Origin of the sequence: Streptomyces sp. NPDC005566 (assembly GCF_040605575.1) — a bacterium.
In the GTDB taxonomy this organism is placed as follows: domain Bacteria; phylum Actinomycetota; class Actinomycetes; order Streptomycetales; family Streptomycetaceae; genus Streptomyces.
This window is the reverse complement of the sequence record NZ_JBEXDB010000006.1, coordinates 196,858-221,659: the sequence shown is the minus strand read 5'-3', so window position 1 is coordinate 221,659 and position 24,802 is coordinate 196,858. Positions and strand designations below refer to the sequence as shown.

The following is a 24,802-nucleotide window of genomic DNA, read 5'->3' as shown; positions in this document are numbered from 1 at the left end:
CGATCGGGTGACATCTTGACCTGCCCCACCGTTTGGGCTCCAGTCTCGGTGACTAACTGGCGGCCGGGAGGGCGAGGCGCTGAAGCTGTTCACCCTGCGGGTTGAAGACCGCCGCAACGAGCAGCGGCGCCGCCAGCAGCAACTGGATCAGCCTGCCGACCAGGCCACCCCCTCCAGCCAACCGCCCGTAGCCTGACAGCAAAACTTCTCGGCATGGCCGTATCGGCTCCGGCCCAGCCGAGCAGTGCAGGCAAGCAGCAGACCGCTATCCACGCCGCCGCGGAGAACATGACTCAGGGTGCGTCGCGGGCCGGCTGGGCCCCGCTCCATGTGACGGGCGCGGCCCGAGACTTCCCGGGGCCCCTACTTCGGTCCCGTCCTCTGAATCAGCCCCCAACGAGCCAACCCCACATAGGACACGGTCTAAGATGCCGGGCACCCTGAGAATGTGGCCGCCGACAGTTTCGTGTCCATGCGACACCGGCCACCGCGTGCGGACCCTGACGACCTCACCCCCCATGGTCGGTGGGCGAGGTCGGGAAGCGGGGTCAGCCGGAGGTGGGTGTGGTGACCGAGGCCCTGTCACGCGGGGAGAGCGCCTCCGAGTGGTGGTGGACGATGTGCCATCCCGCGTCGCCGCAGCGCAGGACATCGGTCACTCGGTAGCAGCGGTCCGACTCCGTCGACGGGTAGACCGCACGGAGGATGTACCGCGCCACGGCTCCGTCCGCCCAGACGTCGATGATCACGTTCTCGGGCTTCACGGACAGGGGCACGTCGGCGGCGGTGAAGGCTGCCCGGCGCCGTCCACGCAACTCCTCGACCTGAGCTGTGCCGTGGAGCAGCTGCTCTGCGTCGCTCTCCCACACGGTCACATGCGGATCAAGGCGCTGCCGAAACGCCTGCCAGTTGCCCAGTTCCTGATAGAGGCCCTGTATCAGGGAGGCCACGTCGTGTTCCGAACTCATCGTCATTTCCTCCGCGTTAATGGTGTGGTCCGTCTTTCCGAATACCGGAGCAGGTCTGCTTGCAGGGGTTGTTACGGCTGCTGATCGAGGACGGGGTTGCCGTCCTTGACGACCATGCGCAGGTCACGCATCGCCGAGATGTCGGCAAGCGGGTCACCCTGCACGAGGAGGAGGTCCGCGTACGCGCCTTCCCGTACGCAGCCGATCTCCTCCTCAAGTCCCAGCCATCGGGCTCCGGTCGAGGTGGCGGCAACGAGGGCGGCCTGCGGTGTCATGCCGGCCTCGACCATGAACTCGAGCTCGCGTACCGTCGCAGATGTCCCGTCGAACTCCGCGTGCGGCGGCATGTCGCTGCCCATGGCGATGGTGACCCCGTGACGGATCGCGTTCTCAAGGCTTTCCCAGTGGCGGTCTCCCCAGGCGAGGGCGCGGTCCTGCATCCACCTGGGCATGTTGTGGCGCTCGAAGAACTCCCTGCAGCGGGTCACGGTGATGGTGGGGACGTAGGTGACGTCCCGTTCGATCATTAGCCGGCACAGCTCGTCGGTGAGCTCGTAACCGTGCTCCACGCAGTCGATGCCGCGTCGGACGGCTTCCAGGGTGGGGCCGGCGGGGCCGGCGTGTGTGGTCACCTTGCGTCCCCACGCGTGCGCGACCTCAAGGACCGCGTCTAGCTCGTCCTCGCGCAGCTGCGATGTGGTGACCTTCTCGTGTTCGCCGGCCATCCCGCCGGACAGGGCCAGCTTGATGAAGTCCGCGCCGTGCTTGATCTGCTCGCGTACGGCTCGTGCGAACTCGGCGGGACCGTCTGCCTCCAGACTGCGCTGCCATCCGTGTCCTCCGGTCGAGCAGACGAGTTGTCCGGCGGTACGGATGCGCGGCCCGAGGGTGCGGCCCGCCTCGATCGAGTTGCGCAGAGAGAAGTCGACGTGGTTGTAGGTGCCGGTCAGCCGTACGGTGGTGACACCGGCGAGCAGCGTCAGACGGGCTTCCTCGGCCATGTGCAGGGCGAGTTCGGCCTCGTTGAGCATCGCGACTCGGGCCAGGTCGCCGGGCAGGGCAAGGTCGAGGTGGACATGCATGTTGACCAGGCCGGGCACTACGGTGTCGCCGTTGGCTTCGACGATGCGGGGTGATTCCGTGGCGGTTGCCTCGCGCAGTACGTCGACCGCGGGGCCCACCCGTCGGATGCGGCCGCCGCTCATCCAAACGGCCTGGTTTTCGGCGGCCCGGTCCGACCGCCCGTCGAAGATCCGGGCTCCGGCGATGACCAAGTCGGTCTGCTGTGTACGCATGCTGGTTCTCCTGTGCTGTGCGGGTGTTGCGCATGGGGTTACGGCCACGCAGCCGTTATGCAAGGGGACAAGTCAGGCGTCCCGGTGCAGGTGAGCGGAGGAGTGACTTCTCAGCGCGTTGAGCCGACCGGCACGTCGGTGGCCGGTTCAGCGGCGGGGGTGTCGGGGTGAGTGGGGCGGTGGGTCTCGTCCGCCCAGTACACGGATGCCAGGCCGACAAGGCAGATGAGCACGGTGAGTCCAGCGATGGGCCACAGCGAGCCGCCGGCCCAAAGGATCAGGGCGGAGATGGCCAGCGGGAAGACCGCTGTGATTCCGCCCGAGATCAGGTTGACCGACATCCCGCTGTAGCGAAGGTTGGCGGGGAAGAGCTCGGTGAAGAAGCTGGGAACGACTCCGATCATCCCCGCGTGACCTATTCCGAAGGCCAGCGTCACCGCCAGGACGAGGAACACGCCGTCCTTGGTGCCGAGCATCCATATGAGGGGAAAGGCCAGAAGGGCTGCTGACACCGCGCCCACCATGTAGACGGGTCTCCGGCCGATCCGGTCACTGAGCCAGCCGAAGGCGACCATGGTGATCATTTCGACGCCGAATCCGATCATCAGGGCCAGCAGCGCAACGGTCGGACTGATTCCAAGCTCGTCGACGCCGTAGACGAGCACAGCGAGTTGCACGAGCGAGGAGAATCCGGACTCTCCGAGCCTGGCTCCGATCGTGACGAGGGAGCTCTTGCGGTGGTCGCGGAGGACCTCGGCGATGGGAGCGCGCTCCGCTTTGCCCTGTGCCTGGAGCGCGGTGAACTCGGGCGTCTCGTCGACCTTCAGCCGCATGAAGAGGCCGAGGGCGACGAGCAGGATGCTGGCAAGGAAGGGGATGCGCCAGCCCCAAGTTTCGAACTGGTGTTGCGTCAGGACGCCCGAGAACAGAGCAAAGATCCCTGTGGCAGAGAGGAAGCCCAGCGCGATGCCGGACTGGGTCATGCTCGTGAAGAACCCTCGGCGGTCGGCCGGCGTGTGCTCGGCCACCAGAAGCACCGAGCCACCCCACTCACCTCCTGCGGCGAGTCCCTGGATGAATCGCAGAACGATGAGGAGCACAGGCGCCCAGATGCCGAGGACCGCTGCGGTCGGCAGCAAACCAACCGCCGTGGTCGCTACTCCCATGATCAGGAGGGTCATCACCAGGGTGGCCTTCCTTCCGACCCGGTCGCCGATGTGGCCGAAGACCAGCCCGCCCAGTGGCTTGCTCAGCGAACCGACGGCCAGTGTCCCGAGGGCGGCCATGGTTCCGACGGCGGAGCTCAGCTGGGGGAAGAAGAGCTTGTCGAACAGCAGGGTGCCGCCTGCGACGTACAGGAAGAAGTCGTACCACTCCATGGCGGTGCCAACCGCGCTGGACACCACGACTCGGCGCAGCGACCGGCCGTCCACCGATTCGATTTTTGCCGGAACGGCCATACGTAGACTCCTAGCCAGCTCGTGATCACTCGTGAGGGAAGGGCAACAGGAAGGGCTGCGCCGATGTTCCGCATCCGCCGCTCCACTGGTCGTCCGGACGCTAAGCGACCACGAGTGTGCAGTCAAGCTTTACGTCGTGCCGGGATACTGCCTGGTTGGCGGCATATACACATTCAACCGTGCAGTGAGGCTATACAAAGGTCATGATCAGTCAGCAATTGCGAATGCTTCGAACCCAGCGCGGTATGAGCCTGCGCTCTCTCGCCGCCGAGACCGGGGTGTCGGCCACACTGCTCAGCCAGATCGAACGTGATGTGACTGAGCCGAGCCTGGCCACCCTCAGGCGCCTCGCCGAGTTCTTCGGTGAGTCCGTCTCGTCGCTGTTCGACGACCAGCACAGCCCGCCGGTATGGGTGAGCCGCCCCGGTGCGCGCTCCACCATCACTGGGCCGCGGGGAAAGCTCCGCTATGAGCGCCTGACGCCGAGCAACGGCCAGATGGAAGTACTCCGGGGCGTCCTGGGGCCCGGGGAGACCACGGCCGACGAACTGTGGGCCCACTCCTCACTGGAATGCGCCGTCGTGGTCAAGGGCACCCTCACTGTCGACCTCGGCGCGGACTCCCACCTCGTCGACACAGGAGAGGCGATCACGTTCGACGCACGCCAGGCGCACCGCTACCGCAACGACTCCGATTCGCCCGTCGAGTTCCTCGTGTCGGTGACGCCACCAAACCCCTGACTGCACCCCCTGCCCCGCAGGGCGGGCGCAGGAGTACGACCGAGACGGGCGCCCGCCTCGCGAGGGGCGGGCGTCAGGGGGAATCGCTCACCGCGCGATCGCGGGGCGCCCGGTTGAACAAGTCGGGTTGACCGGCGCGCCGGGGACCGGGGAAGAACCGGTTCGTCGTGCGCTGATACGTGCGGTAGTCAGGACGCTTCCTCAGGCTGAAGTGTTCAGCCGGGACAGCGCCCGTGTAATAGATGAGCGTGTGGTACATGGTCCACGAGATCCAGGCCAGGCCGAACGCGGTGAGCAGACCAGAGGCGAGATGACCTTCCGGCCATCGGTGCGTGAGCCAGGACAGCGAAAGCGCGATCAGGCAGTTCCACTGCATCCACTGCCCGAAGTAGTTGGGGTGTCGGCTGAACTGCCACAATCCGACGTCACAGGTGAGGTGACTACCGTCGCGTCGGCCGAGTTTGACGAAACGGGCCTTCTGTCGGTCAGCCGTCGTCTCGAAGCCCCAGGACAGCGCCCACAGCACAATCGCAGCGATACCGACGGGCCCGAGCGAGCCCGAGGTATCGGCGACGACGAGGGCCGCCGGGATCGCGAGCACGGAGACGTTGGCGCCGCACTGCACCATGATCTCCACCTGCAGGGACACCTTCTCGTTCCGAAATCCGTCCCGCTCCCAGCGACGCCGTTGATACCGGTAGCGCGGCAGCTCGACCGGCAGCCGGGTCAGCACCATGAAGCGCATCGCCCAGACGCCCATGCGCAGACCCATGAGCAAGTAGATTCCCGCGGTCGCAAGGACCGCGGGCGACCCGGGGTCGCCGAACACCAGGATCTGGACACCGAGCGCCGCCAGGCCCCATGGCCACGCGACATCTACGTAGGACATGAAGCCGGTACGGTAGGCCGGCAGGCACGCGCCCACGACGAAGAGACCAAGCTGAATCGCCAGGTTGACGACCACGAACCGTCTGAGATCAGGCTGGAACGCGAGCGCCGCAAACAGTGCGACGTAGATCACGAACGGCGCCGCGCGCCTCACGGTTGCCACGGAGAACTCCTTACCTGAGACACACATGAGCAGGTGTCTCGGTGAGACACTAGGCTTATGATGTCTCCATCGCAAGAGATTCCGCCTCCCTTCCCCGGGGACGACGCGGTGCTGCTCGCAGCGGTCGCGATGTTCCGCCGTGACGGCTGGGTCGACGCCCGGGCACTGGCCGTCGAGGTCGGCATCGGCCGAGCCACTCTGTACCGGCGGTACGGTGACCGTGACCGACTCCTGGGAGAGGCGATCTGGTCCATCGCGACCACGGAATTCGGCCGGGTGTACCCGCACTTCCGGGGAAGCGGCGCCGAAGGTGTCGCCGACCTCGTCCACGCCGTACTCCGTGCCAGTGCCCAAATGCCTTCCATGCGCCGCTTCGTGGCTGAGCACGCTGAAACCGCGCTTCGCGTCATGACGTCAAGCAATGGGGTCATGGAAGGCCGCATCATCGCCACGCTCACTCGTCTCATCCGGCAGGAGATCGGCGAACCGCAGGACATCGACGCACCCACCCTCGCCTACGCCGTCACCCGGGTGTCGGAGTCCTTCTACTACCGTGAACTGATCACCGGCGAACCGGCCGACCTCGCCGCAGCCGCCGTGGTCATCCGCAGACTCCTGCGCTGAAACTCGAGTGAACGGCCCCGGAGCCGCCCCCGCAGCAGGGTGTACGGGGCAGCCCCTCGCCGCTTGAGTGCATAAGTAATTTACACAGTCGGCCCCCTGGACCGCCAAGTCCTTCACTGTTTAGATGCATCTCGCTGTTCGAAGCTGGGATGCATCAATCATTTTCGCGCACAAACCATGGAGGTTTCATGAGACTGGGACGTGGGGGCCGCACCGCTCTGTGCTTCGCCGCGGCGGCGCTGCCCCTGACACTCGCCCTGCCGGCAACGGCCCTCGGCCAGGACCGGCACGCTCCGGTGGGCGGCGCCCAGCCGGCGGGGGAGAGCGCGAAGACCGACCCGTGGCACATGGCCACGGACACGCCCGACGACGCGTACGACGCCCATCCGTACGTGGGCAATGGCTACTTCTCGCAACGGATACCGGCCAAGGGGATGGGCTACTACTCCAGTGGTGGCCCGACCGGCTCGCCCCTCTACACGCCTCGCTACGACGGGTCCCAGGTCGCGGGGCTGTTCGCGAAGCAAGGGGCAGACGAGTTCGCCGCGGCTCTGCCGACCTGGTCAACTCTGGACTTCGCCACCGACGGCCAGGGCAAGGACAGTTATGCGGCGGCGCCGAACAGCACGCTGACGTCCTACAGGCAGGAACTGGACGTGAGGCGTGCGCTGGTCACCACCAGCACATCCTGGCTCTCCGTCACGGGACGTACGACCGACCTCACCTACGAGGTGCTCGCCGACCGCGAACGCGCGCATGTCGGCGCAGTCCGGCTGACGGTCACGCCCCGCTGGTCCGGTACCGCCTCCGTCACCGACCTGCTGGACGGTGCCGGTGCGCGAAGGCTGAAGCAGACCAGCGCCGGCTTCGACTCGGGTACCTCGACCGCCCACGTCTCCTTCGTGACCGACGGCAACAACATCGCAGGCACGTTGGCGTCCACCCTGACCCACTCCGAGCGAGTGAGGCCGGAATCGACCACGGCAACCGCGCCGCACGATCTCACCGCCGGGCAGCGCGTCGCCTTTCCCGTAACGGCGGGGCATTCATATGAGTTCACCAAGTTCGTAGGTACGGACACCGAGCAGACGAGCAACGCTCCCCAGCGGGACGCCCTGAAGGCCGCCACCGCGGCGGCCGGTGACGGCTGGGACAAGATCCTTGCCGAGCACACCAATGCCTGGGCGAAGCTGTGGGACGCGGGTGTCACCGTGCCCGGTCAAGACCGCATGCAAGGCTGGCTCAACGGCAGCTACTACTCGCTCCTCTCCAGTGTGCGCGAGGGCCAGTCCTGGTCGCTGGCCCCGACCGGGCTGACCAGCGACACCTACGCGGGGCAGGTCTACTGGGACGCCGACACCTGGATGTTCCCCGCCCTGCTTGCCGGCCACCCCGAACTCGCCAAGTCGATCGTCGACTACCGCTACCGCACCCTGGGACAAGCCAAGCGGAACGCGGCAGGCGGTGGCTTCAAGGGCGCTCTGTATCCGTGGACTTCGGCCCTGACGGGTGACTGCACCGGTGTCGGCCCCTGCTACGGCACTCAGGCTCACCTGCAGAGCGACATCGCCCTCTCCCAGTGGCAGTATTTCCAGGCCACAGGCGACAAGACGTGGCTGAAGTCCACTGGCTGGCCCGTCATCAAGGCACTCGCACAGTTCTGGGCGTCCCGGGTCGCCGCGAACAACGACGGCAGCTATAGCGTGAGAGGCGTGGCGGGCGCCGACGAGTACTCGCACGGCGATGACAACGTCTCCACCAACGCGGGCGCGGCGACCACCCTGAAGATCGCGACCGAGGCAGCCGCAGCCCTCGGATCCGACGCCCCGGCCCAGTGGTCCACGATCGCCGGCAAGCTGAGAATCCCCCTCGACAGTGCGACTGACACCCATCCCGAATACGAGGGTTACGCCGGACAGAAGGTCAAGCAGGCGGACACGGTGCTGATGCAGTACCCGTACAACTGGCCGATGCCCAAAACCGTCGCGCGCAACGACCTCAACTACTTCGCGGCCCGCACCGACCCCGAGGGCCCGGCCATGACGGACTCGGTTCACATGATCGCCGCCGCCGCGATCGGCGATCCAGGCTGTGTGGCCTACACCTACCTCCTCCGGTCGGTGCAGCCGTTCATCCGTGAGCCGTACGCCCAGTTCTCCGAGGCGCGCGGCGACAAGGCGGGTGACAACGCGGGAGCCCCCGCCTTCACCTTCCTCACCGGGGCAGGCGGATTCCTCCAGACATTCCCCTACGGCTTGGCGGGTCTGCGCTGGGGAACCGACAGCCTTCGTCTCGCCCCCACGCTGCCCCCCCAGCTCTCCGATGGAGTCCGGATCAGCGAAGTGAAGTGGCAAGGGCGCGAACTGTCGATCACCATCGGCCCGAAGGCCACCACTGTGACTCTGAACAGCGGCCCCTCCATGACCATCGAAACACCTGATGGAAAGATGCGGCTGTCACACCGGGCACCTGTACGACTTGCCACCGCACGCCCGGATCTCGACCCGACCGGAAACATCGCACGCTGCAAGTCCGCGACGTCCGACTCTGCCGAAAGCGGCTACTACCCGGCTGCGGCTGTGGACGGCAACAGCAGCACGGCCTGGGTGGCCGAGAAGCCGCAGGCAGACCTCACGGTCGACCTGGGCAGCACGCAGCGGGTGGCCGGTGCCTCCGTGTCACGGGCCGGCAAGGGCGTCTTCGGCTACGAAGTGCAGACCTCGCCCAATGGGAGGACCTGGACGACGAGGCAGACGGTCGAGCCCCGCGCCGGCGCCGACCGGATCCGCTTCTCCGCGGTGAACGCCCGATTCGTACGCCTGCATTTCACCGGCGCCGACGGGAGTGACATCCCGCGCATCGCCGAATTCGCCGTCGGCGGCGGCCGCTACGCCGCCACCGTTGAGGTGGAGCCCGCGCAGGACACCACAGAGGTGGACAAGACCACCACCGTGGTAGCGAAGTACACCAACCTCAGCAGGACCGCAGCGCACCATGTGAAGCTGGCACTGGAGGTTCCGGACAGCTGGAAGCCCACCCCTCAGGGCGCCGATACATTCGAGAAAATCGCACCCGGAGCAACCGTCGACGTCGAGTGGCAGATCGCCGCACCGGCCGATGCGGCCCCCGGCGAATCGACCCTCGCCGTCACGGCCGTCCGCGAGCAGCGCGGCCAGACGGTCACTGACCGCGCCACCGCCACACTCACCGTGGTCGACCCCTGCACCCCCGGCGAAACCTGTGAGGCCGAGAAAGCCGCGCTCACTGGTTCGGGCGGCGTCAACACGGACCACAAGGGCTACACGGGCGCGGGATTCGTCGATGGGCTGCTCAGCGCGGGGGCAGGATTCATCACCCAGTTCAACGCCCCCACCGCCGGCAGATACACGCTGGCGATCCGTTACGCCAACTCCCTCGGTGGGGCCGCAGAACCGTACGAGGCGAAGACTCGCACCATGACGCTCGCCGTACCGGGCGCCTCGCCGATCACGGTATCGTTCCCCGTTACGGCGAACTGGGACACCTGGAGCACGGCCGAGGTGACCGTGGATCTGCCGGAAGGCCTGTTGCCGATAGGTCTGACTTGCACCGGACAAAGTGACGGCGCCGTCAACATCGACTCCTGGTCGCTGAAAGCCTTGTAGGAAAGCCTCACGCGCGTGCTCCGGCCCCAGGCTCCTGCCGGACTGGCGCACGCGCGTGTCTCCTGCTGCAGTTCCTGCTCGGACTGTCGGACCGGCAGGCCGCCGAGGCTGTCTGCTGTCGCATCGACTTCAAGCACTCCATGGCCATGGAGCTGAACGATCCCGGCTTCCACTACAGTGTGCTGGCCGACTTGCCCGGCCGGCTTGCTGAAGACGACCGTGCTGACTGGCCCCTCGACCTTGCGCTGGCATGCCTACCGAAACCGCCAGACGGGTCTGCCGCACGATCGGGTGACATCTTGACCTGCCCCACTGTTTGGATTCCTGCCTCGGTGGCTAACTGGCGGCGAGGACAGTGTCGTTCTCGGAGAGTAGTTCGTACTCGATCGGCGTGCGGTAGCCCGGTGCTGAGTGGCGTCTCTGCCGGTTGTGGAAGATTTCGATGTACTCGAAGATCGCGTTGGCCAGTTCGACTCTGGTCTTCCACCGCTTGCGGTTGAGTAGCTCGATCTGCATGGAGGACCAGAAGCTCTCCATCATCGCGTTGTCCAGCCCGTCGCCGACCGTGCCGAAGGAGGGCAGCAGGCCGGCGGAACGGATCCTTTCACCGAAGACCCAGGAGGTGAATTGAGGGCCGTGGTCGGCGTGGACAATGCCGCCGGGTTCGGGTCGACGGTTGCGGATGGCCATGTCGAGGGCGTTGACCACGAGCGTAGAGTCCTGACGGGAGTCGATGGACCAGCCGACGATCCTGCGGCTGTAGGCATCGAGTACCGCGGCACAGTAGAGCCACCCTTCCCGGGTCCGGTGCTGGGTGATGTCGGTGACCCATAGTTCGTTGGGCCGTAGCCGATGGAACTTCCGGTTGACCAGGTCCTCGGCTGTAGCGACGCCACGCAGACGTCTAACCCGGGTGGGCCCGGGTAGTCCGTAGATCCCGGCCTGCGTCATCAGGACCGAGACGGTCCGCTCGCACACCTTGATGCCCATGGCCATGGTGAGCTCGGCGTGGATCCTGCGGTAGCCGTAGGTGCCTCGGGGCGCGACGTGGACCTCGCGGATGAGGCCCGTCAGCCACTCGCGACGCAGCTGCCTGGGTGTGCTGGAGGTGCGCTTGTGTTTGTAGTAGGACTGCCGCGCGACCCCGAGGATCCGGCAGCATCTGTCGACCGGAGCCCCGGCACCGACGAGTCGGTCGATCACCGGGTAGAGCCTTTCGGGCGGGGCTTGTCCTCACCGAGGAACTTCGCCGCCTGCCGGACGATTCCCAGTTCGGTTTCAAGTTCACGGATCCGCCGACGAGCCGCCCGCAACTCAGCAGACTCGCTCGACGGCGTGCCCGGCCGCCGCCCCTTGTCCACGTCGTCCTGACGCAACCACTTCGACAACGTGACGGGATGGATGGCGAGCTCGAGCGCGGTCTGCTTGGCCTGCTTGCCGGCACGGACCAGAGCGATGGCACGTGCACGGAACTCCGGAGGATAGGGACGAGGCATGACTGCCAGCCTTTCGTGAAGGGCTGTCAGTTAGCTACCAGAAATGGAACCCGAGAGGTAGGGCAGGTCAACCTGTCACCCAACACTGCATCAGACCCATCCCGTCAAAGGCCGCCCTGGTAAGTACACGCTCCAGGAATGGGCGGAAGCCAGCTTCCTCGCCAACTACTGGCTCGGTCTCGCCCTTCTGCACCTGATCGGCTACCAAGGCGAGATCGTTGCCATCCTCGGAGCCCGCGTACGCCGCGATGGCGACGAACGACGGCCGGTCCCATGGGCACCACCCGCTCTTGGCACCGCATGGTCAGCCGGCACGTAACAGCCCACCCCGCCGGTAAGTCTCACAACGGTGGCATAAGTGCCATCGGAGACAAGATTGTGCCGCGAAATTGGAGACCCTACAACCGCCGACCAGTGCACGCCGCTTGTGTACGTCGGGTCGCCGCCGCGCCGCCGCCCTATCGCGACCTGTTACGTGTCGGACGAGCCTGAGGAACCCGACAGTTCGGTGAGAAGAAGCCGCCGACAAGTCATTGAGAACCAGCGCCAAAAGCCCAGGTCGGACGACTCCCGACCGACAGATCAAACGAGAACCTACACGTCGGGTGGTGCAGTGGTGATCCATGAGACCGGAGAACGGCCGATGAAGCTGATGAACGTCGAGCACGCAGAGCTGTTCCATCCCTGGGGCACTGTCACGCCGGCCTTCTGGGGCATCCGGGAGGAGGAACGCCGGGCGGAGCAGAGCATGACCCACATCCCCCAGGTGTTGCGCGGGCGGCTGACGGGTGGCGTGCGAAGCGGGCGCCGAGGAGCTCGCCGTAGAACGGCCAGCCGTACTCGGTGCAGGCCGCGGCGTGCACGCCCATGAAGCCGGCGCCCGACGCGCAGTGGGCCCGGAGCCCCTCACGCCCCTCAGGGGTGAGGACGTCGCCGCTGGTGGAGAGGAACACCACGGCCTGGTAGGCCGCGAGGCCGTTCCCGAACACCTCGGGGCTCTCCGTCGCGTCGACGGCGAACCCGTGTTCCGCGCCCAGTTCCCGGAACGCGGCGATTCCGTCGGGGATCGATGCGTGCCGGTACTCGGTGGTGCGGGTGTACAGCAGGACACCCGGCAGGCCGGTGGGCATCGGCGGCTCCTCGGACGAACGGACACGGCAGGCCCTGCGGCCCCGGTGCGCCACGATGCGAAACGGTCTTGCACGGGGGGACGGACCGGGTTTGGCTGATCGTATGCAGCAACCGCTTTCTCTGCCACGGCAGCTCTCCGCCCTCGACCACCGCTACCGGGGCGAACATCCCATCCGTACCCTCGGCTACCTCCTGCGCCCCGACCGGCGCCGGCTCGCTCTCGGTGTGGCCGCCTTCATCGTCAAGCACAGCCCCATCTGGCTGCTTCCGCTGATCACCGCGAACATCATCGACGTGGTCGTCCAGCACCGCCCGGAGCGGGAGCTGTGGGCGAACGCGGGCGCCCTGCTCTTCGTGCTCGTGCTCAACTACCCGCTGCACCTGCTGTACGTGCGCTGCCTGAACGGCAGTGTGCGGCGCATGGGCACCTCGCTGCGCGACGCGCTCTGCCGCCGGATGCAGCAGCTGTCCATCGGCTACCACTCCAGGACGAGCGCCGGGGTGCTGCAGGCCAAGGTGGTGCGGGATGTGGAGACCGTCGAGCAGATGGTCCAGCAGTCCGCCGACATGGGGCTGGCCGGCATCGTCACGCTGACCGGCGGTCTCGTCGTCATCGCCGTACGGGTCCCGTCCTTCCTTCCCGTGTTCCTGGTGGTCGTCCCGCTCGCCGCGCTCCTGGTCATGAAACTGCGGTCCAGGCTGCGCAGTCACAACGAGTCGTTCCGCCAGGAGGTCGAGCAGCTCTCGGCGCGGGTCAGCGAGATGACGAGCCTGATCCCCATCACCCGGGCCCACGGCCTGGAGCACGCTGCGCTGGGCCGTGTCGACGGCTCGCTGCGCCAGGTGCTGCTCGCGGGTCTGCGCCTCGATCTGCTCAACGGCCGCTTCGGGGCGCTCGCCTGGATCCTCCTGAACGCCCTGGGTGTGGCCTGCCTCGCGGGCTCGGCCCTCGTCGCCTACCACGGCTGGCTGCCGATCACGGCGGGCGACGTCGTCATGCTGAGCGCCTTCTTCACCACCCTCACCGGGTCGATGTCGACGCTGCTGAGCCTGGCCCCGGTCATCAGCAAGGGCCTGGAGTCGGTCCGTTCGGCCGGCGAGGTGCTGCAGGCCCCCGACCTGGAGAACAACGCGGGCAAGGACCTCGTGGACCGGGTCGACGGCCGCATCGACTTCGAGCAGGTCGGATTCGGGTACGAGGGTTCGGGCGGCGCCGCGGTGGAGGACTTCACCCTGTCCGCCCGCCCGGGTGAGACGGTGGCGCTGGTGGGAGCGTCGGGCGCGGGCAAGTCGACCGTGCTGAACCTCCTCATCGGCTTCATCCGGCCAACATCGGGGCGGATCCTGCTCGACGGCACGGACATGGCGACGCTCGATCTGCGCAGCTACCGGCAGTTCCTGTCCGTGGTCCCGCAGGAGTCGATCCTGTTCGAGGGCACGATCAGGGACAACGTCACCTACGGCATGGGCGAGACGGACGAGCGGGCGGTCCGCCGCGCGCTCGCGGACGCCAACGCGCTGGAGTTCGTCGAGGAACTGCCCGACGGCATCCACACGGTCGTGGGTGAGCGCGGCGCACGGCTCTCGGGCGGGCAGAAGCAGCGCCTCGCCATCGCCCGCGCCCTGATCCGCGACCCACGGGTGCTGATCCTGGACGAGGCGACGTCCGCCCTGGACACCCGGTCGGAGGCGCTGGTCCAGGAGGCGCTGGCCCGGCTGGTGCACGGCCGCACGGTGTTCGTGGTGGCGCACCGGCTCTCCACGATCCAGGCGGCGGACCGCATCGTGGCGATGGACCGGGGCCGCATAGCCGAGGTGGGTACGCACGAGGAACTGGTGCGCGGGGGCGGGGTGTACGCGGGGCTCCAGCCGGAGCGGCCGGCATAGGACCGTCCCGTCCGAACACCTGTCAGGCTGGGGCTACCCTCAGCAACTCACGTACTCCACAAGGCAGATGACGGGAGTCCCTCATGTCCACGGAAACCGGTGCGGCTGTCGATGCCGAGCCGCGCGGTCATACGCTCGTACCGGGTCCGAAGGGCCTGCCCCTCCTGGGGAGTCTGCCGCAGTTCGGGAAGGACCCGCTCGCCTTCTTCGAGCGGCTGCGCGGGTGTGGGTCCATGGTGAGCTGGCGCTTCGGCCGCAACGACTGCGTGTTCATCTCCGACCCCGACTGCATAGGTGAGCTGCTCACCGAGACGGAACGCACCTTCGACCAGCCGCTGCTGGGGATCGCCTTCCGCACGGTGATGGGTAACGGCGTCGTGGTCGCGCGCGGTCCGGACTGGCGGCGCAAGCGTTCACTGGTGCAGCCGTCGGTGCGGCCCAAGCAGGTGAAGTCGTACGCGTCGACGATGACGGCCTGCACGGTGGACCTCGCGGACACCTGGTCCGGGGGCGAACGCATCGACATCAAGAAGGAGATGGCGGCACTGACCCAGAAGATCGCCGTCCGCACGATCTTCGGGGTGGACACCCCGGCGGACGCGGAGTCGATGGGCCGGGCGATGGACATCGCACAGCAGGAGATCGGCAAGGAGTTCAGCGGCCTCGGCGCGATCCTGCCCGACTGGGTGCCGACGCCCGGCCGGGCCAGGATCAAGAAGGCCGCCGCGGTGATCGACGCCGAGGTCGGCCGGGTGGTGGCCCGCCACCGTGACGGGGAAGGCGAGCGCCCCGACCTGCTGAGCCGGCTGCTCACCGCGGTGGACGAGACCGGCGCGCACCTCACCGACGAGGAGATACGCGACGAGACGGTCACCCTGTACATCGGGGGCCACGAGACGACCAGTTCGACGCTCGTGTGGGCGTGGTACCTGCTGTCCCGCAACCCCGAGGCACGGGCGGCGCTCACCGAGGAGCTGGACCGGGTGCTGGGCGACCGGGAGCCCGGTATCGACGACTACGCGCAACTGACCTACGCCCAGGCGGTGGTGAAGGAGACCCTGCGGCTGTATCCGACGATCTGGCTCGTCACGGGGATCGCGAAGGAGGGGGCTCGGATCGGCGGCGTTCCCATGCCGGAAGGCACTCGGGTGTGGAGCAGCCAGTGGGCGACGCACCGGGACGAGCGCTGGTTTCCCCGGCCGGAGGCGTTCCGCCCGGAGCGCTGGGACCCCGAGCACGGGGACGAGATCCCGGAGTACGCCTGGTATCCGTTCGGCGGCGGCCCCCGGGTCTGCCTCGGTACGCGCTTCGCGATGGTCGAGGCGGTCCTGGTCCTCGCCGTCCTTGCGCGCCGTTTCGAACTGGAGGTGGACCCGGGCGTGATCAACCCCATGCCGACACTGACGTTGCAGCCGGACCGGGAGGTCATGGCGACCGTTCGGGCGCGCCGAGACCCTCAGGGTTGACCTCAAGTTCGCTTGAGGTCATAGCGTTCCATGCGTAGGGACCCGACTCCGGAGGCACTCGCATGGACATGGAAGTCACGGCGTGGACATCGCTGCACAGCACGATGAACGCGCAACAGGACCGCAGGCCCTTCTCCCGGGCGACGCTGCGCCGCATCGCGGCGTTCGCCCGGCCGCACCGGGGGCGGATCCAGCGCTTCCTGCTCCTCAGCGTGGCCACCGCTCTGCTCGCGGTGGCCACACCCGTGCTCGCCGGACGCGTCGTCGACGCGATCGTGCAGGGCCGGGACGCCGGTACGGTCACGCGGCTCGCCCTGCTCATCGCCCTGATCGCCGTTACGGAGGCCGGGCTCGGCCTCCTCACCCGGTGGCTCTCCGCCACGCTCGGCGAAGGGCTGATCCTCGACCTGCGCACCGCCGTGTTCGACCATGTGCAGCGGATGCCGGTCGCCTTCTTCACCCGGACCCGGACCGGTGCGCTGGTCAGCCGGCTCAACAACGATGTGATCGGCGCCCAGCGGGCCTTCAGCAGCACCCTCTCCGGCGTGGTCTCCAATTCCGTCACCCTGCTGCTGACACTGGCCGTGATGCTCACGATCTCCTGGCAGATCACCCTGCTCGCCCTGGTCCTGCTCCCGGTGTTCGTCGTCCCGGCCCGCCGGATGGGTTCCCGGATGGCGGCGCTGCAGCGGGAGGCCGCCGGTCACAACGCCACCATGGGCACGCAGATGACCGAGCGCTTCTCGGCGCCGGGCGCGACCCTCGTCAAGCTCTTCGGCCGCCCCGCCGACGAGTCCACCGCGTTCGCCGCCCGCGCGGGCCGGGTCCGCGACATCGGTATCCGTACGGCCATGCTCCAGTCCACGTTCATCACGGCGCTCACCCTGGTGTCCGCCCTGGCCCTCGCGCTCGTCTACGGGCTCGGCGGCCACTACGCGCTGAGCGGCAGCCTCGAGCCCGGGGCGGTCGTCGCCCTCGCCCTGCTGCTCACCCGCCTCTACGCCCCGCTGACGGCACTGGCCGGTGCACGCGTCGAGGTGATGAGCGCCCTGGTGAGCTTCGAGCGGGTCTTCGAGATCCTCGATCTGAAGCCGCTCATCGCCGAGAAGCCGGATGCCCGCCGGGTACCGGACGGGCCGGTCTCCGTGGAGTTCGACGGCGTGTCCTTCGCCTATCCGTCGGCCGACAAGGTCTCCCTCGCCTCGCTGGAGGAGGTCGCCACGCTCGACTCACGGGGCGGTACGCAGGTACTGCACGACGTCTCCTTCACCGCCCGGCCCGGACGGATGGTCGCGCTCGTCGGTTCGTCCGGCGCGGGCAAGTCGACGATCGCCCAGCTGCTGCCCCGGCTGTACGACGCCGATGCGGGCTCCATACGGCTGAACGGCGTCGACGTCCGCGATCTGACCGCCGACTCCATCCGCGAGACCCTCGGCATGGTCACCCAGGACGGGCACCTCTTCCACGAGTCGGTGCGCGCCAATCTGCTCCTGGCCCGCCCGGAGGCCACGGAGGACGACATCTGGGACGCTCTGCGCCGGTCCCGTCTGGACGGCCTCGTGGCGTCGCTGCCCGAAGGCCTGGACACGGTGGTCGGCGAGCGCGGCTACCGGCTCTCCGGTGGCGAGCGGCAACGGCTGACCATCGCCCGGCTGTTGCTGGCCCGTCAGCGGGTCGTCATCCTCGACGAGGCGACTGCGCACCTGGACTCCACCTCGGAGGCTGCCGTCCAGGAGGCCCTGGCCGAGGCCCTGGAAGGCCGCACCGCGCTGGTGATCGCCCACAGGCTCTCCACGGTGCGTGCCGCCGACCTGATCCTGGTCATCGAGGAGGGCCGGGTCGCCGAACGGGGCACGCACGAGGAGCTGCTGGCAGCCGGCGGACGGTACGAGGAGCTGTACCGCACCCAGTTCGAGCGGCCCGGGGCGGAGGAGGCGGCGCGGCCCGTCGGCTGACCGCCACACACCGCGCTCCCGCCCGTGGGAGGGCCGTCAGAGGTGGAGAGTTCCGCCCGGGTTCATTCCCTGAGAACGGACATCAGGTCACGCATGTCGCTGATCATGGCCGAGTGGTGAGGTGAGAGGTCGGGGGTGCCCGGCTCCTCACCGGCCTCGTCCCCGACCTCCACCTCGTTGTAGGCCCCATCCCGGTCGGCGCTCTCGTACTGCGGGGACGCGGAGAGGCTCAGGGAGAGGACCGCACCCCCTTCGAGCACCCACAGGTCGGCGTAGCCGTCGTCCGAGGTCCTCAGATAGGCCGCGTCGCCGAGGTCCGGAACGGTCTCCAGCTTCGCCTCACGGTCGATCCAGGGACCGGCCGTCTCCAGCCGTGCCTCGAATTCGGCGCCGGGCTCGGTCTTCTTGTGCAGTTCCACGGTGATTCCGACGGCGTATTCGACGGTCCAACCGCCCTCGGTCCGCTCGTTCCCGGACGGGCCCCGGAGAGGAACGGAGCACTGGACCTGGTCGAGGGCCGCATGCTTGGACAGCTCCGACTCCTCCCCGTTCGCGGACTCTCTCGGTGCGATCGCTGTTCCGATCGCCTTCAGCCGGAGCACGGGGCAGGGATCGCGATCCAACCGGTATCCGTGCATGTCCGGTGCCTGATCGCCCACCCCGTAGGAGAGCAGTGCGGCCGCCCAGAGGGCCGACGCCATGACCGCCCCGCCGAGTGCCCACAGCCACGGCCTCCGCCGCCGGCCGACGGGATCCCGGTCCGAGTCGCCCATCACCTCCGGGGTTTCGACCGCACCACCGAACTCCCCCACCATCTCCGGCTCGGAAATCAACCCGTCCCCCTCGGTCGGCCCTCTGCTGTCCTCACCATGATCGCAGCAGCGGCCGGTCCGCTCGGACCGCAACGGGGACGAGGAGCGGGAGCAGCAGATCAGGCGCTCCGCGCCTCGGCGCTTCCCTCAGCTCCGCATCAACTCACCGCTCGCCCGGGGGCACGCTCATCGCCAGGAGCGCGGTGTCGTCGTCGAGCCCTTCGCCGATCGAGTCCAGGAGCGCGGTGAGTGCCTGGACGGCACCGGGGGCCGAGGTGGGTGCGAGGGCCCGCGCGAAGTCCAGGAGCGCTTCGTCGCCGTAGCGTTCACCTGCGTTCCGTGTCCGTGCCTCGGTCAGTCCGTCGGTGTAGAGCAGCAGGGTGTCACCCGGCCCCAGGTCCGTGGTCGCTGTGGTGAACTGCGCGTCCGGTACGACTCCGACCAGTTGGCCGCCCGGCGTCGGCAGGTAGTCGGCGCTGCCGTCGGCACGCAGCAGCACGGCAGGGGGGTGGCCGCCGCCGGCCAGGACGACATGGAATCCCACGCCGTTCTCCACGGGTGTGAGCAGGCCGAAGATCACCGTGCAGAAGGTCGGTTCGTCCTCCTGGCACTGTTGGTCGAGCGCGGTGTTGAGGTTGGCCAGGACCATGGCCGGTACAGGATCGGAGACCGCTGCGGCTCGCATCGTGTACCGCGCCAACGACGTCACCACGGCCGCGTCCGCGCCCTTGCCACGCACGTCCCCCATGAAGAACCCCCAGCGTCCGGCGGCCAGCGGGAACAGGTCGTAGAAGTCCCCGCCTACCTCGTCGGACGAGGCGAAGTGGTAGTGCGCGGAAACGTCCAGGCCCGGAACCGGTTGGATGGCCGGCGGGATCAAGGTGCGCTGCAGGGTCGTGGCGAGGCGCTGCAGGCGTTCGCGCTCGCGCTCGGCCTCCTGCCGGGCGCGCAGGAGTTCACGCTCGTAGGTGAGCCTGTCCCGGGCGTCCAGGAGGGTGGTGCGGATCAGCAGGGGTTCGCCGTCGTCGTCCTGCTTGACGGTGGAGGTGACCAGGACGGGCAGCCGGCTGCCGTCCGCAGCCTTCAGCTCCAGAGCGATGCCGCTGACCTCGCCCTGCATCCGCAGCAGGGGTGAGAAGTGCGTCTCGTGATACAGCCTGCCACCGACGGTCAGCAGGTCGGAGAACTGTTTGTGGCCGACCAGTTCCTCGCGACGGCGACCGAGCCACCTCAGCAGGGTGTCGTTGACCTTGGCGATCCGCCCGTCCATCAGTGTGGAGAGGTAGCCGCACGGCGCGTTCTCGTACAGGTCCTCGGCGCTGTCCTCCAGCAGGGCGGAGAACGACAGCTGCTCCTGGTCGCGGTCCCCCGCCGCCCACAACCCGTCGGTCTCGTCGTCGCCCGGGGACACCGTCACGACCTCTGCACGAAGGCGATGATCGCCGCGGCCGTCTCCTCGGGGGCACTCAGCTGGGGGCAGTGGCCCGTCGAGTCCAGAGTGACCAGTTCGCTGCCGGGGACCTGCGCGTGGACGAAGGCGCCCACCTCGCGCGGGGCGATCGCGTCGTGCGCGCTCTCGGCGATGAGCGTCGGAACGGTCACCTTGGCGAGATCCGCCCGGTTGTCGGACAGGAAGGTCGCTCTCGCGAAGACGCGGGCGATCTCCGGATCCGTTCGGCAGAAGCTGTTGGTCAGCTCCTCACCCAGTTCCGGACGCTCCGGGTTTCCCATGATCACCGGTGCCATTGTCGCGGACCAGCCCAGGTAATTGCTGTCCAGCGACTCGAGGAGTTCGCCGATGTCCTGTTCGCTGAATCCGCCCCGGTAGTCGCCGTCATCGATGTACGACGGGGAGGGGGTGAGGAGGACCAGCTTGTCGAAGAGTCCGGGTTCCTGCACGGCGGCGAGAACACCGATCATCGAACTGACCGAATGCCCGACGAAGGTCAGGGGCCCGAGGCCGAGCTCCCGGCAGATCTCGATCACGTCCTGCGCATAGCCGTCCAGGGTGGAGTACCGCTCGGGGCTCCATGCCGACACGTCGGAGAGCCCTGCCCCCACATGATCGAAGCGGACCACCCGGAAGTGCGTGTCCAGTGCGGGCGCGACAAGACGCCACAGGTTCTGGTCGCACCCGAATCCATGGGCGAGCATCACCACCGGGCCGCTCTCCCGGCCCGTCACCCTTATCCGGTTCCTCTTCCGCACGTCCATAAGGACATGGTGGCACCCCCGGCACACGACGGCCTGGTCTGCCGGCAGAAGGCCGCCCACCCCCCGGTGGTCACGATGAGTGACCACCGGGGTGCAGCCGCGCCCGAGCGCAGGTTCACAGCCGCCCTGGTCACCACCCGGGTCACGCTGCGCGAGGACGCCCGCCGGCCAGTGTTCTCGTGCGCACTGACGGGGGGGTGGGCCGCCTGCCACTGCGGAGCGTGAAGCCCGGCCCGGGGTCCTAGGTGAACCGCAGCTCCGCCGGGTGCGTCACGCGCCGCAACAGCGGCAGCGACGTCGCCGCGGCCAGCAGACAGGCCGCGTAGACCGCCACGGGGACGAGGAGCGGGAGCAGCGGTACGGAGCCGGTGCCCACGAAGCCCGCGTACAGCAGGTACACCGCCGTGCCTCCGACGCCCGCGAGCAGGAGCGCCGGTGCCAGCGGAAGCGCGGTCTCCAGGAGTGCGGCCCTGGCCAGGACGGAGTGCGGCACCCCGGCCGCGGCCTGGACGGCGAGTCCCCTGCGGCGGGTGGCCAGCGACTCGGCGGTGCCCACGGCGAGTCCGCACAGACTGATCGCCAGGGCGAACAGGACGGCGGATCCGGCGACGCCGATGCCCGTGGTGTAGAACCCCAGGTCCATCGCCAGATCGTCCTCTGCGTACAGGTCGGCGAGCAGGACGGCCCGCACGCCCACGAAGCCCACCCCGACGACGGTGACCAGCAGGAGCGCGGCGTGGGTGCGCGCGGCCGCCCAGGGGTCGTGCGCGAGGCGGCCGGCGGCGATGAGCACCGCCGGATGTTGCGCACGGAGGGTGAGCCGCCGGCCCAGGAACGACGCCGATGCCCCGGCCGCCCAGATGGCGCCCGCCCCGGTGACGAACACGAGAGCCAGGACCAGCAGTGGGAACGCCGCGTAGCGGAAGCCGATGGGGAGAATGACGAGCATGCCGGCCGCGGAGATCAGCACAGCCCCGAGCAGGAAGCCGAAGAGTGCCCGGCGCCCCGGGTCCGGGACCGTGCGGCGCACCTGGTCGAGCGGCGACGCGACCACATGCCGCAGGGCGAAGACGCTGACCAGCGCCGCGGCCACCGGAACGGCGAGGACGACCACAGCGAAGCCGGCCCAGGCCGCGGGATACGGCGCGTGCCCCGCTACGGCGAGGAGTACGGCGAAGGCGGCGACGCCGGCCACGGCGCCGGGCAGTGACGGGAACGCGGACTCCACCGCGGCGATCCTCCGGACCTGCGCGGGGGTCGCCCCGGTGAGCCGCATCCCGGCCATCCTCCGGTGGCGGTGCACGGCGCCGAGGCGGGCGCACTGGCCGAGGAATCCCAGTACCGGCAGGAGCAGGAGGACGAGTGTGAGCACCACACCGGCGCGCTGGCCGGGTTGGTCGAGCAGGCCGTGTCCGTAGGGGATCGACACCTGCCCCGGGACGGCGGCGACCGCTACCGCCCCGAGCGCGAAGCCCGTGGCGGCGAGGGCGCCCAGCGCGGTGAGCAGGATCCTCCACCCCTCGCGGCGCTCCGAGCCGCGCGCAAGAATCCAGGCGATGCGGATGTCAGCCCTCATGGCGAACCGCCTCCTGGCCGGTGACAGCGGCCGAGCCGGAGTGGACGGCCCCGTCCCGCAACCACACCTCTCGGTCCGCGTAGGCCGCGGTCTGCGCGTCATGGGTGATCAGCAGGACCGCCGTGGCCGATTCCCGGGCGGCGTGCACCAGGGCGGTCATCACCTGTTCTCCGGCGAGCGAGTCGAGCGCCCCGGTGGGTTCGTCCGCGAAGACGGCCTTCGGTTCGGTGACCAAGGCACGTGCCAGTGCGACCCGTTGGCTCTGCCCGCCGCTCATCTCGCCGGGGCGCAGGTCCGCCTGCCCGCGGATTCCGAAGCGCTCCAGCCATTCGCCGGCCTGCTCGTTCGCCGGGCCGCGGCGGATCCCCGAGAGCAGCAGGGGAAGCGCCACGTTGTCGAGCGCGGTGAGTTCGGGGATCAGCTGCCCGAACTGGAACACCACCCCGAAGTCGCTGCGCCGCAGCTCGCTGAGCCGTTCCTCGGACGATTCGCCGAGCTGCTCGTTTCCGTAGGTGACGACGCCCTCGTCGGGGCGGACGATCCCGGCCAGGCAGTGCAGCAGCGTGGACTTGCCGCTGCCGCTCGTGCCGGTGACGGCCAGGATCTCGCCTGCGTGGAGGTCGAGCGAGGCGCCGCGCAGTGCCTGAGACCTTCCGTACGACTTCTTCAGACCGCGCGCGGTGATCAGCGCGGTCCCGCCTGGAAGGAGCTGTTCGTCCCGGGTGCTCATGCTGCGTTGACCTCCGCGGTCAGGGTGTCGATGCGGGCGGCGGTGGTGGTCATCCACCGCACGTCGGCGTCCAGATGTGCAAGGGCGTAGTCGGCCGAGAGCACCGTGCTGAGATCGGCGCCGGGCGTGGTCTTGAGTGCGGTGAGGTCGCGCATCCGCTCCATATGGGCGGCTCGTTGGGCCAGCAGGTGAGTTGCGGCGTCCGGTGTCCGGCCGTCCCGGTCCGGCCGCGTGCCTGCTGCCGTGACGAGGATCGAGACCACGACCTTCGCGAAGATCTCGTTCGTCACGAAGGGTGCGGGTGGGGTGATCTCATCGGCCCACCGGACCAGTTCGCGTGATCCCTCATCGGTGGAGCGGTAGAGGGTGCGCTCCGGGCCGCCGTCGGAATCGGTGCCTTCGACTGCGGCCAGACCGTCACGCACGAGGCGCTGCAGCGTCGTGTAGACCTGCCCGTAGGCCAACGGGCGGGCCTGTGGAAGGCGTGCGTCGTACTGTCGCTTCAGGTCGTAGCCGTGGCAGGGACCGGCGGCGAGCAGGCCCAGGAGGACATGGCGGGTGCTCATGGCGGCGACTATATACGTAATACATGTACTGAGTGAATAGTCGGCGGTTCGATGGCCGGGCCGCCTGAAGGACGTGAGCGTGCGGACCGTTGCGGCGGGTCGCGCGAAAGGGCCTCCGCCGTCGCGACGTGTGCCGCGACGGCGGAGGCCCCTCCGGACCCGGGCGCCTGGCTCAGGTCAGCTGAGGCCGCTCCGGACTCCGGTCACCGGACCAGCCACTTCTTCCACACGTCGGGGTTCTCCTCGATCCAGCGCTCGGCCGCCTCACCGGGCGCCAGCCGCTCGGAGGCGATCATTTCGGAGACCTCGTTCTGGTCCTTCTCCGACCAGTTGAACTTCTTCAGGAAGGCCGCGGCCTCGCCGCCCCGCCGGGAGAAGTCCGCGTTGAGGTACTTCTGCAGCGGGGTCTGCGGGTACGCGCAGTCGATGTCGGCCGGATCCTTGGCACCGCACGCGTCGGTGTACTCGGGCAGCTTCACCTCGACCATCGGTACCTCGTTGAACAGCCACTGCGGCTGGTACCAGTAGCTGAGGAAGGGCTTCTTCTCCTTGGCGAACTGCTGGATCTGGGTGATCTGCGCGGCCTCGGAGCCGGCGAAGACGACCTTGTAGTCCAGGCCGAGGTTCTTCACCAGGGCCTTGTCGTTGGTGACGTAGGACGGTGAACCGTCCATCAGCTGGCCCTTGTCGCCGCTCTCCGGGGTGCGCAGCTCGTCGGCGTACTTGTCGAGGTTCTTCCACTCGGTGACGTCGGGGTGCTCGTCCGCCCAGTACTTGGGTACGTACCAGCCGATGTGCCCCGTGACGCCGAGGTCGCCTCCGGGGACGATGGTCTTCTTGTCCTGGACGTACAGCTTCTCCTGGTCGGGGTGGCCCCAGTCCTCCAGGATGGCGTCCACTCGACCCTGGCTGAGGGCGTCCCAGGCGGGGACCTCGTCGGTCTGGACGAGGTCGACGCGGTAGCCCAGTTCGTCCTCCAGGAGCTTCTGGGCGACGGCCACGTTGGCCTGGGCGCCGACCCAGGACTGCACGGAGAGCGTGACGGTCTTGATGTCGGCGGGGGCGGCGAACGGGGACGCCTGCTTCGTCATGTCCGCCGCACCGCAGCCGGTGACGGCCAGCAGGGCTGCGGCCGAGGCGACGGTCGCGGACGTGCGCAGGTGTGCGCGGGTGCGGGTGCGAGCCAT

General features: G+C 68.4%; 19 protein-coding genes and 3 pseudogenes. 8 read left to right on the top strand and 14 right to left on the bottom strand.

Annotated features, from left to right (window positions below):
* Positions 1-52 precede the first annotated feature (52 nt).
* The 4 genes from ABZS61_RS11840 to ABZS61_RS11825 form a co-directional block, all read right to left on the bottom strand.
* Positions 53-181, bottom strand: a complete 129-nt coding sequence (locus ABZS61_RS11840) for a hypothetical protein (RefSeq protein ID WP_356418144.1) — start codon at positions 179-181, stop codon at positions 53-55.
* A gap of 367 nt (positions 182-548) precedes the next feature.
* Entirely contained in the window at positions 549-968 is a 420-nt protein-coding gene (locus tag ABZS61_RS11835; RefSeq protein ID WP_356418142.1) for a nuclear transport factor 2 family protein, read from the bottom strand.
* 71 nt (positions 969-1,039) lie between these two features.
* Positions 1,040-2,263: an amidohydrolase family protein gene (locus tag ABZS61_RS11830; RefSeq protein ID WP_356418140.1), complete on the bottom strand. Its 1,224-nt coding sequence runs from the start codon at positions 2,261-2,263 to the stop codon at positions 1,040-1,042.
* 110 nt (positions 2,264-2,373) lie between these two features.
* Positions 2,374-3,723: an MFS transporter gene (locus ABZS61_RS11825; RefSeq protein ID WP_356418138.1), complete on the bottom strand. Its 1,350-nt coding sequence runs from the start codon at positions 3,721-3,723 to the stop codon at positions 2,374-2,376.
* A 203-nt stretch (positions 3,724-3,926) separates the two neighbouring features.
* Here ABZS61_RS11825 and ABZS61_RS11820 point away from each other — a divergent pair, with 203 nt between their 5' ends.
* The gene (locus ABZS61_RS11820; RefSeq protein ID WP_356418136.1) at positions 3,927-4,463 is read left to right on the top strand and encodes an XRE family transcriptional regulator; all 537 of its coding nucleotides are present in this window, start codon (positions 3,927-3,929) and stop codon (positions 4,461-4,463) included.
* A gap of 73 nt (positions 4,464-4,536) precedes the next feature.
* Here the strand turns inward: ABZS61_RS11820 and ABZS61_RS11815 are convergent, their stop codons facing one another.
* Positions 4,537-5,514 carry a DUF1295 domain-containing protein gene (locus ABZS61_RS11815; RefSeq protein WP_356418134.1) on the bottom strand — a complete coding sequence of 326 codons (978 nt, stop codon included), beginning with the start codon at positions 5,512-5,514 and terminating at the stop codon, positions 4,537-4,539.
* 60 nt (positions 5,515-5,574) lie between these two features.
* Between ABZS61_RS11815 and ABZS61_RS11810 the strand changes: the two genes are divergently transcribed.
* The 3 genes and pseudogenes from ABZS61_RS11810 to ABZS61_RS11800 form a co-directional block, all read left to right on the top strand.
* On the top strand, positions 5,575-6,138 hold the full coding sequence (locus ABZS61_RS11810) for a QsdR family transcriptional regulator (protein ID WP_356418133.1): 564 nt from the start codon (positions 5,575-5,577) through the stop codon (positions 6,136-6,138).
* Positions 6,139-6,326: 188 nt separating this feature from the next.
* Positions 6,327-9,782, top strand: a complete 3,456-nt coding sequence (locus ABZS61_RS11805; protein WP_356418131.1) for a discoidin domain-containing protein — start codon at positions 6,327-6,329, stop codon at positions 9,780-9,782.
* A 62-nt stretch (positions 9,783-9,844) separates the two neighbouring features.
* Positions 9,845-9,991: pseudogene (locus ABZS61_RS11800) on the top strand (transposase); the annotation flags it as partial.
* A gap of 127 nt (positions 9,992-10,118) precedes the next feature.
* Here the strand turns inward: ABZS61_RS11800 and ABZS61_RS11795 are convergent.
* Together ABZS61_RS11795 and ABZS61_RS11790 are read right to left on the bottom strand one after the other, a co-directional pair.
* Positions 10,119-11,278: pseudogene (locus ABZS61_RS11795) on the bottom strand (IS3 family transposase).
* A gap of 785 nt (positions 11,279-12,063) precedes the next feature.
* Positions 12,064-12,408: pseudogene (locus tag ABZS61_RS11790) on the bottom strand (ThuA domain-containing protein); the annotation flags it as partial.
* 103 nt (positions 12,409-12,511) lie between these two features.
* Between ABZS61_RS11790 and ABZS61_RS11785 the strand changes: the two are divergent.
* From ABZS61_RS11785 to ABZS61_RS11775, 3 genes are all read left to right on the top strand, one after another.
* Positions 12,512-14,296 (top strand): ABC transporter ATP-binding protein, encoded by a 1,785-nt coding sequence (locus ABZS61_RS11785; protein ID WP_356418129.1) that lies wholly within the window; start codon positions 12,512-12,514, stop codon positions 14,294-14,296.
* An 83-nt stretch (positions 14,297-14,379) separates the two neighbouring features.
* Positions 14,380-15,762, top strand: a complete 1,383-nt coding sequence (locus ABZS61_RS11780; protein WP_356418127.1) for a cytochrome P450 — start codon at positions 14,380-14,382, stop codon at positions 15,760-15,762.
* Positions 15,763-15,824: 62 nt separating this feature from the next.
* The gene (locus ABZS61_RS11775) at positions 15,825-17,717 is read left to right on the top strand and encodes an ABC transporter ATP-binding protein (protein ID WP_356418125.1); all 1,893 of its coding nucleotides are present in this window, start codon (positions 15,825-15,827) and stop codon (positions 17,715-17,717) included.
* Positions 17,718-17,779: 62 nt separating this feature from the next.
* Here ABZS61_RS11775 and ABZS61_RS11770 read toward each other — a convergent pair whose 3' ends face one another.
* The 3 genes from ABZS61_RS11770 to ABZS61_RS11760 all read right to left on the bottom strand — a co-directional run bounded on the left by ABZS61_RS11770 (position 17,780) and on the right by ABZS61_RS11760 (position 20,743).
* Positions 17,780-18,550 carry a hypothetical protein gene (locus tag ABZS61_RS11770; protein ID WP_356418123.1) on the bottom strand — a complete coding sequence of 257 codons (771 nt, stop codon included), beginning with the start codon at positions 18,548-18,550 and terminating at the stop codon, positions 17,780-17,782.
* A gap of 142 nt (positions 18,551-18,692) precedes the next feature.
* Positions 18,693-19,946: a SpoIIE family protein phosphatase gene (locus ABZS61_RS11765; protein WP_356418120.1), complete on the bottom strand. Its 1,254-nt coding sequence runs from the start codon at positions 19,944-19,946 to the stop codon at positions 18,693-18,695.
* Positions 19,943-20,743: an alpha/beta hydrolase gene (locus ABZS61_RS11760; protein ID WP_356418118.1), complete on the bottom strand. Its 801-nt coding sequence runs from the start codon at positions 20,741-20,743 to the stop codon at positions 19,943-19,945. The genes ABZS61_RS11765 and ABZS61_RS11760 overlap by 4 nt, the downstream gene beginning before the upstream one ends.
* A 6-nt stretch (positions 20,744-20,749) precedes the next feature.
* Between ABZS61_RS11760 and ABZS61_RS11755 the strand changes: the two genes are divergently transcribed.
* Positions 20,750-20,968, top strand: a complete 219-nt coding sequence (locus tag ABZS61_RS11755; RefSeq protein ID WP_356418116.1) for a hypothetical protein — start codon at positions 20,750-20,752, stop codon at positions 20,966-20,968.
* A gap of 16 nt (positions 20,969-20,984) precedes the next feature.
* Here the strand turns inward: ABZS61_RS11755 and ABZS61_RS11750 are convergent, their stop codons facing one another.
* The 4 genes from ABZS61_RS11750 to ABZS61_RS11735 form a co-directional block, all read right to left on the bottom strand.
* Positions 20,985-22,319, bottom strand: a complete 1,335-nt coding sequence (locus ABZS61_RS11750; protein WP_356418114.1) for an FtsX-like permease family protein — start codon at positions 22,317-22,319, stop codon at positions 20,985-20,987.
* The gene (locus ABZS61_RS11745; RefSeq protein WP_356418112.1) at positions 22,309-23,049 is read right to left on the bottom strand and encodes an ABC transporter ATP-binding protein; all 741 of its coding nucleotides are present in this window, start codon (positions 23,047-23,049) and stop codon (positions 22,309-22,311) included. The genes ABZS61_RS11750 and ABZS61_RS11745 overlap by 11 nt, the downstream gene beginning before the upstream one ends.
* Positions 23,046-23,615: a PadR family transcriptional regulator gene (locus tag ABZS61_RS11740; RefSeq protein WP_356418110.1), complete on the bottom strand. Its 570-nt coding sequence runs from the start codon at positions 23,613-23,615 to the stop codon at positions 23,046-23,048. The genes ABZS61_RS11745 and ABZS61_RS11740 overlap by 4 nt, the downstream gene beginning before the upstream one ends.
* Before the next feature lie 203 nt (positions 23,616-23,818).
* Positions 23,819-24,802 (bottom strand): ABC transporter substrate-binding protein, encoded by a 984-nt coding sequence (locus ABZS61_RS11735; RefSeq protein WP_356418108.1) that lies wholly within the window; start codon positions 24,800-24,802, stop codon positions 23,819-23,821.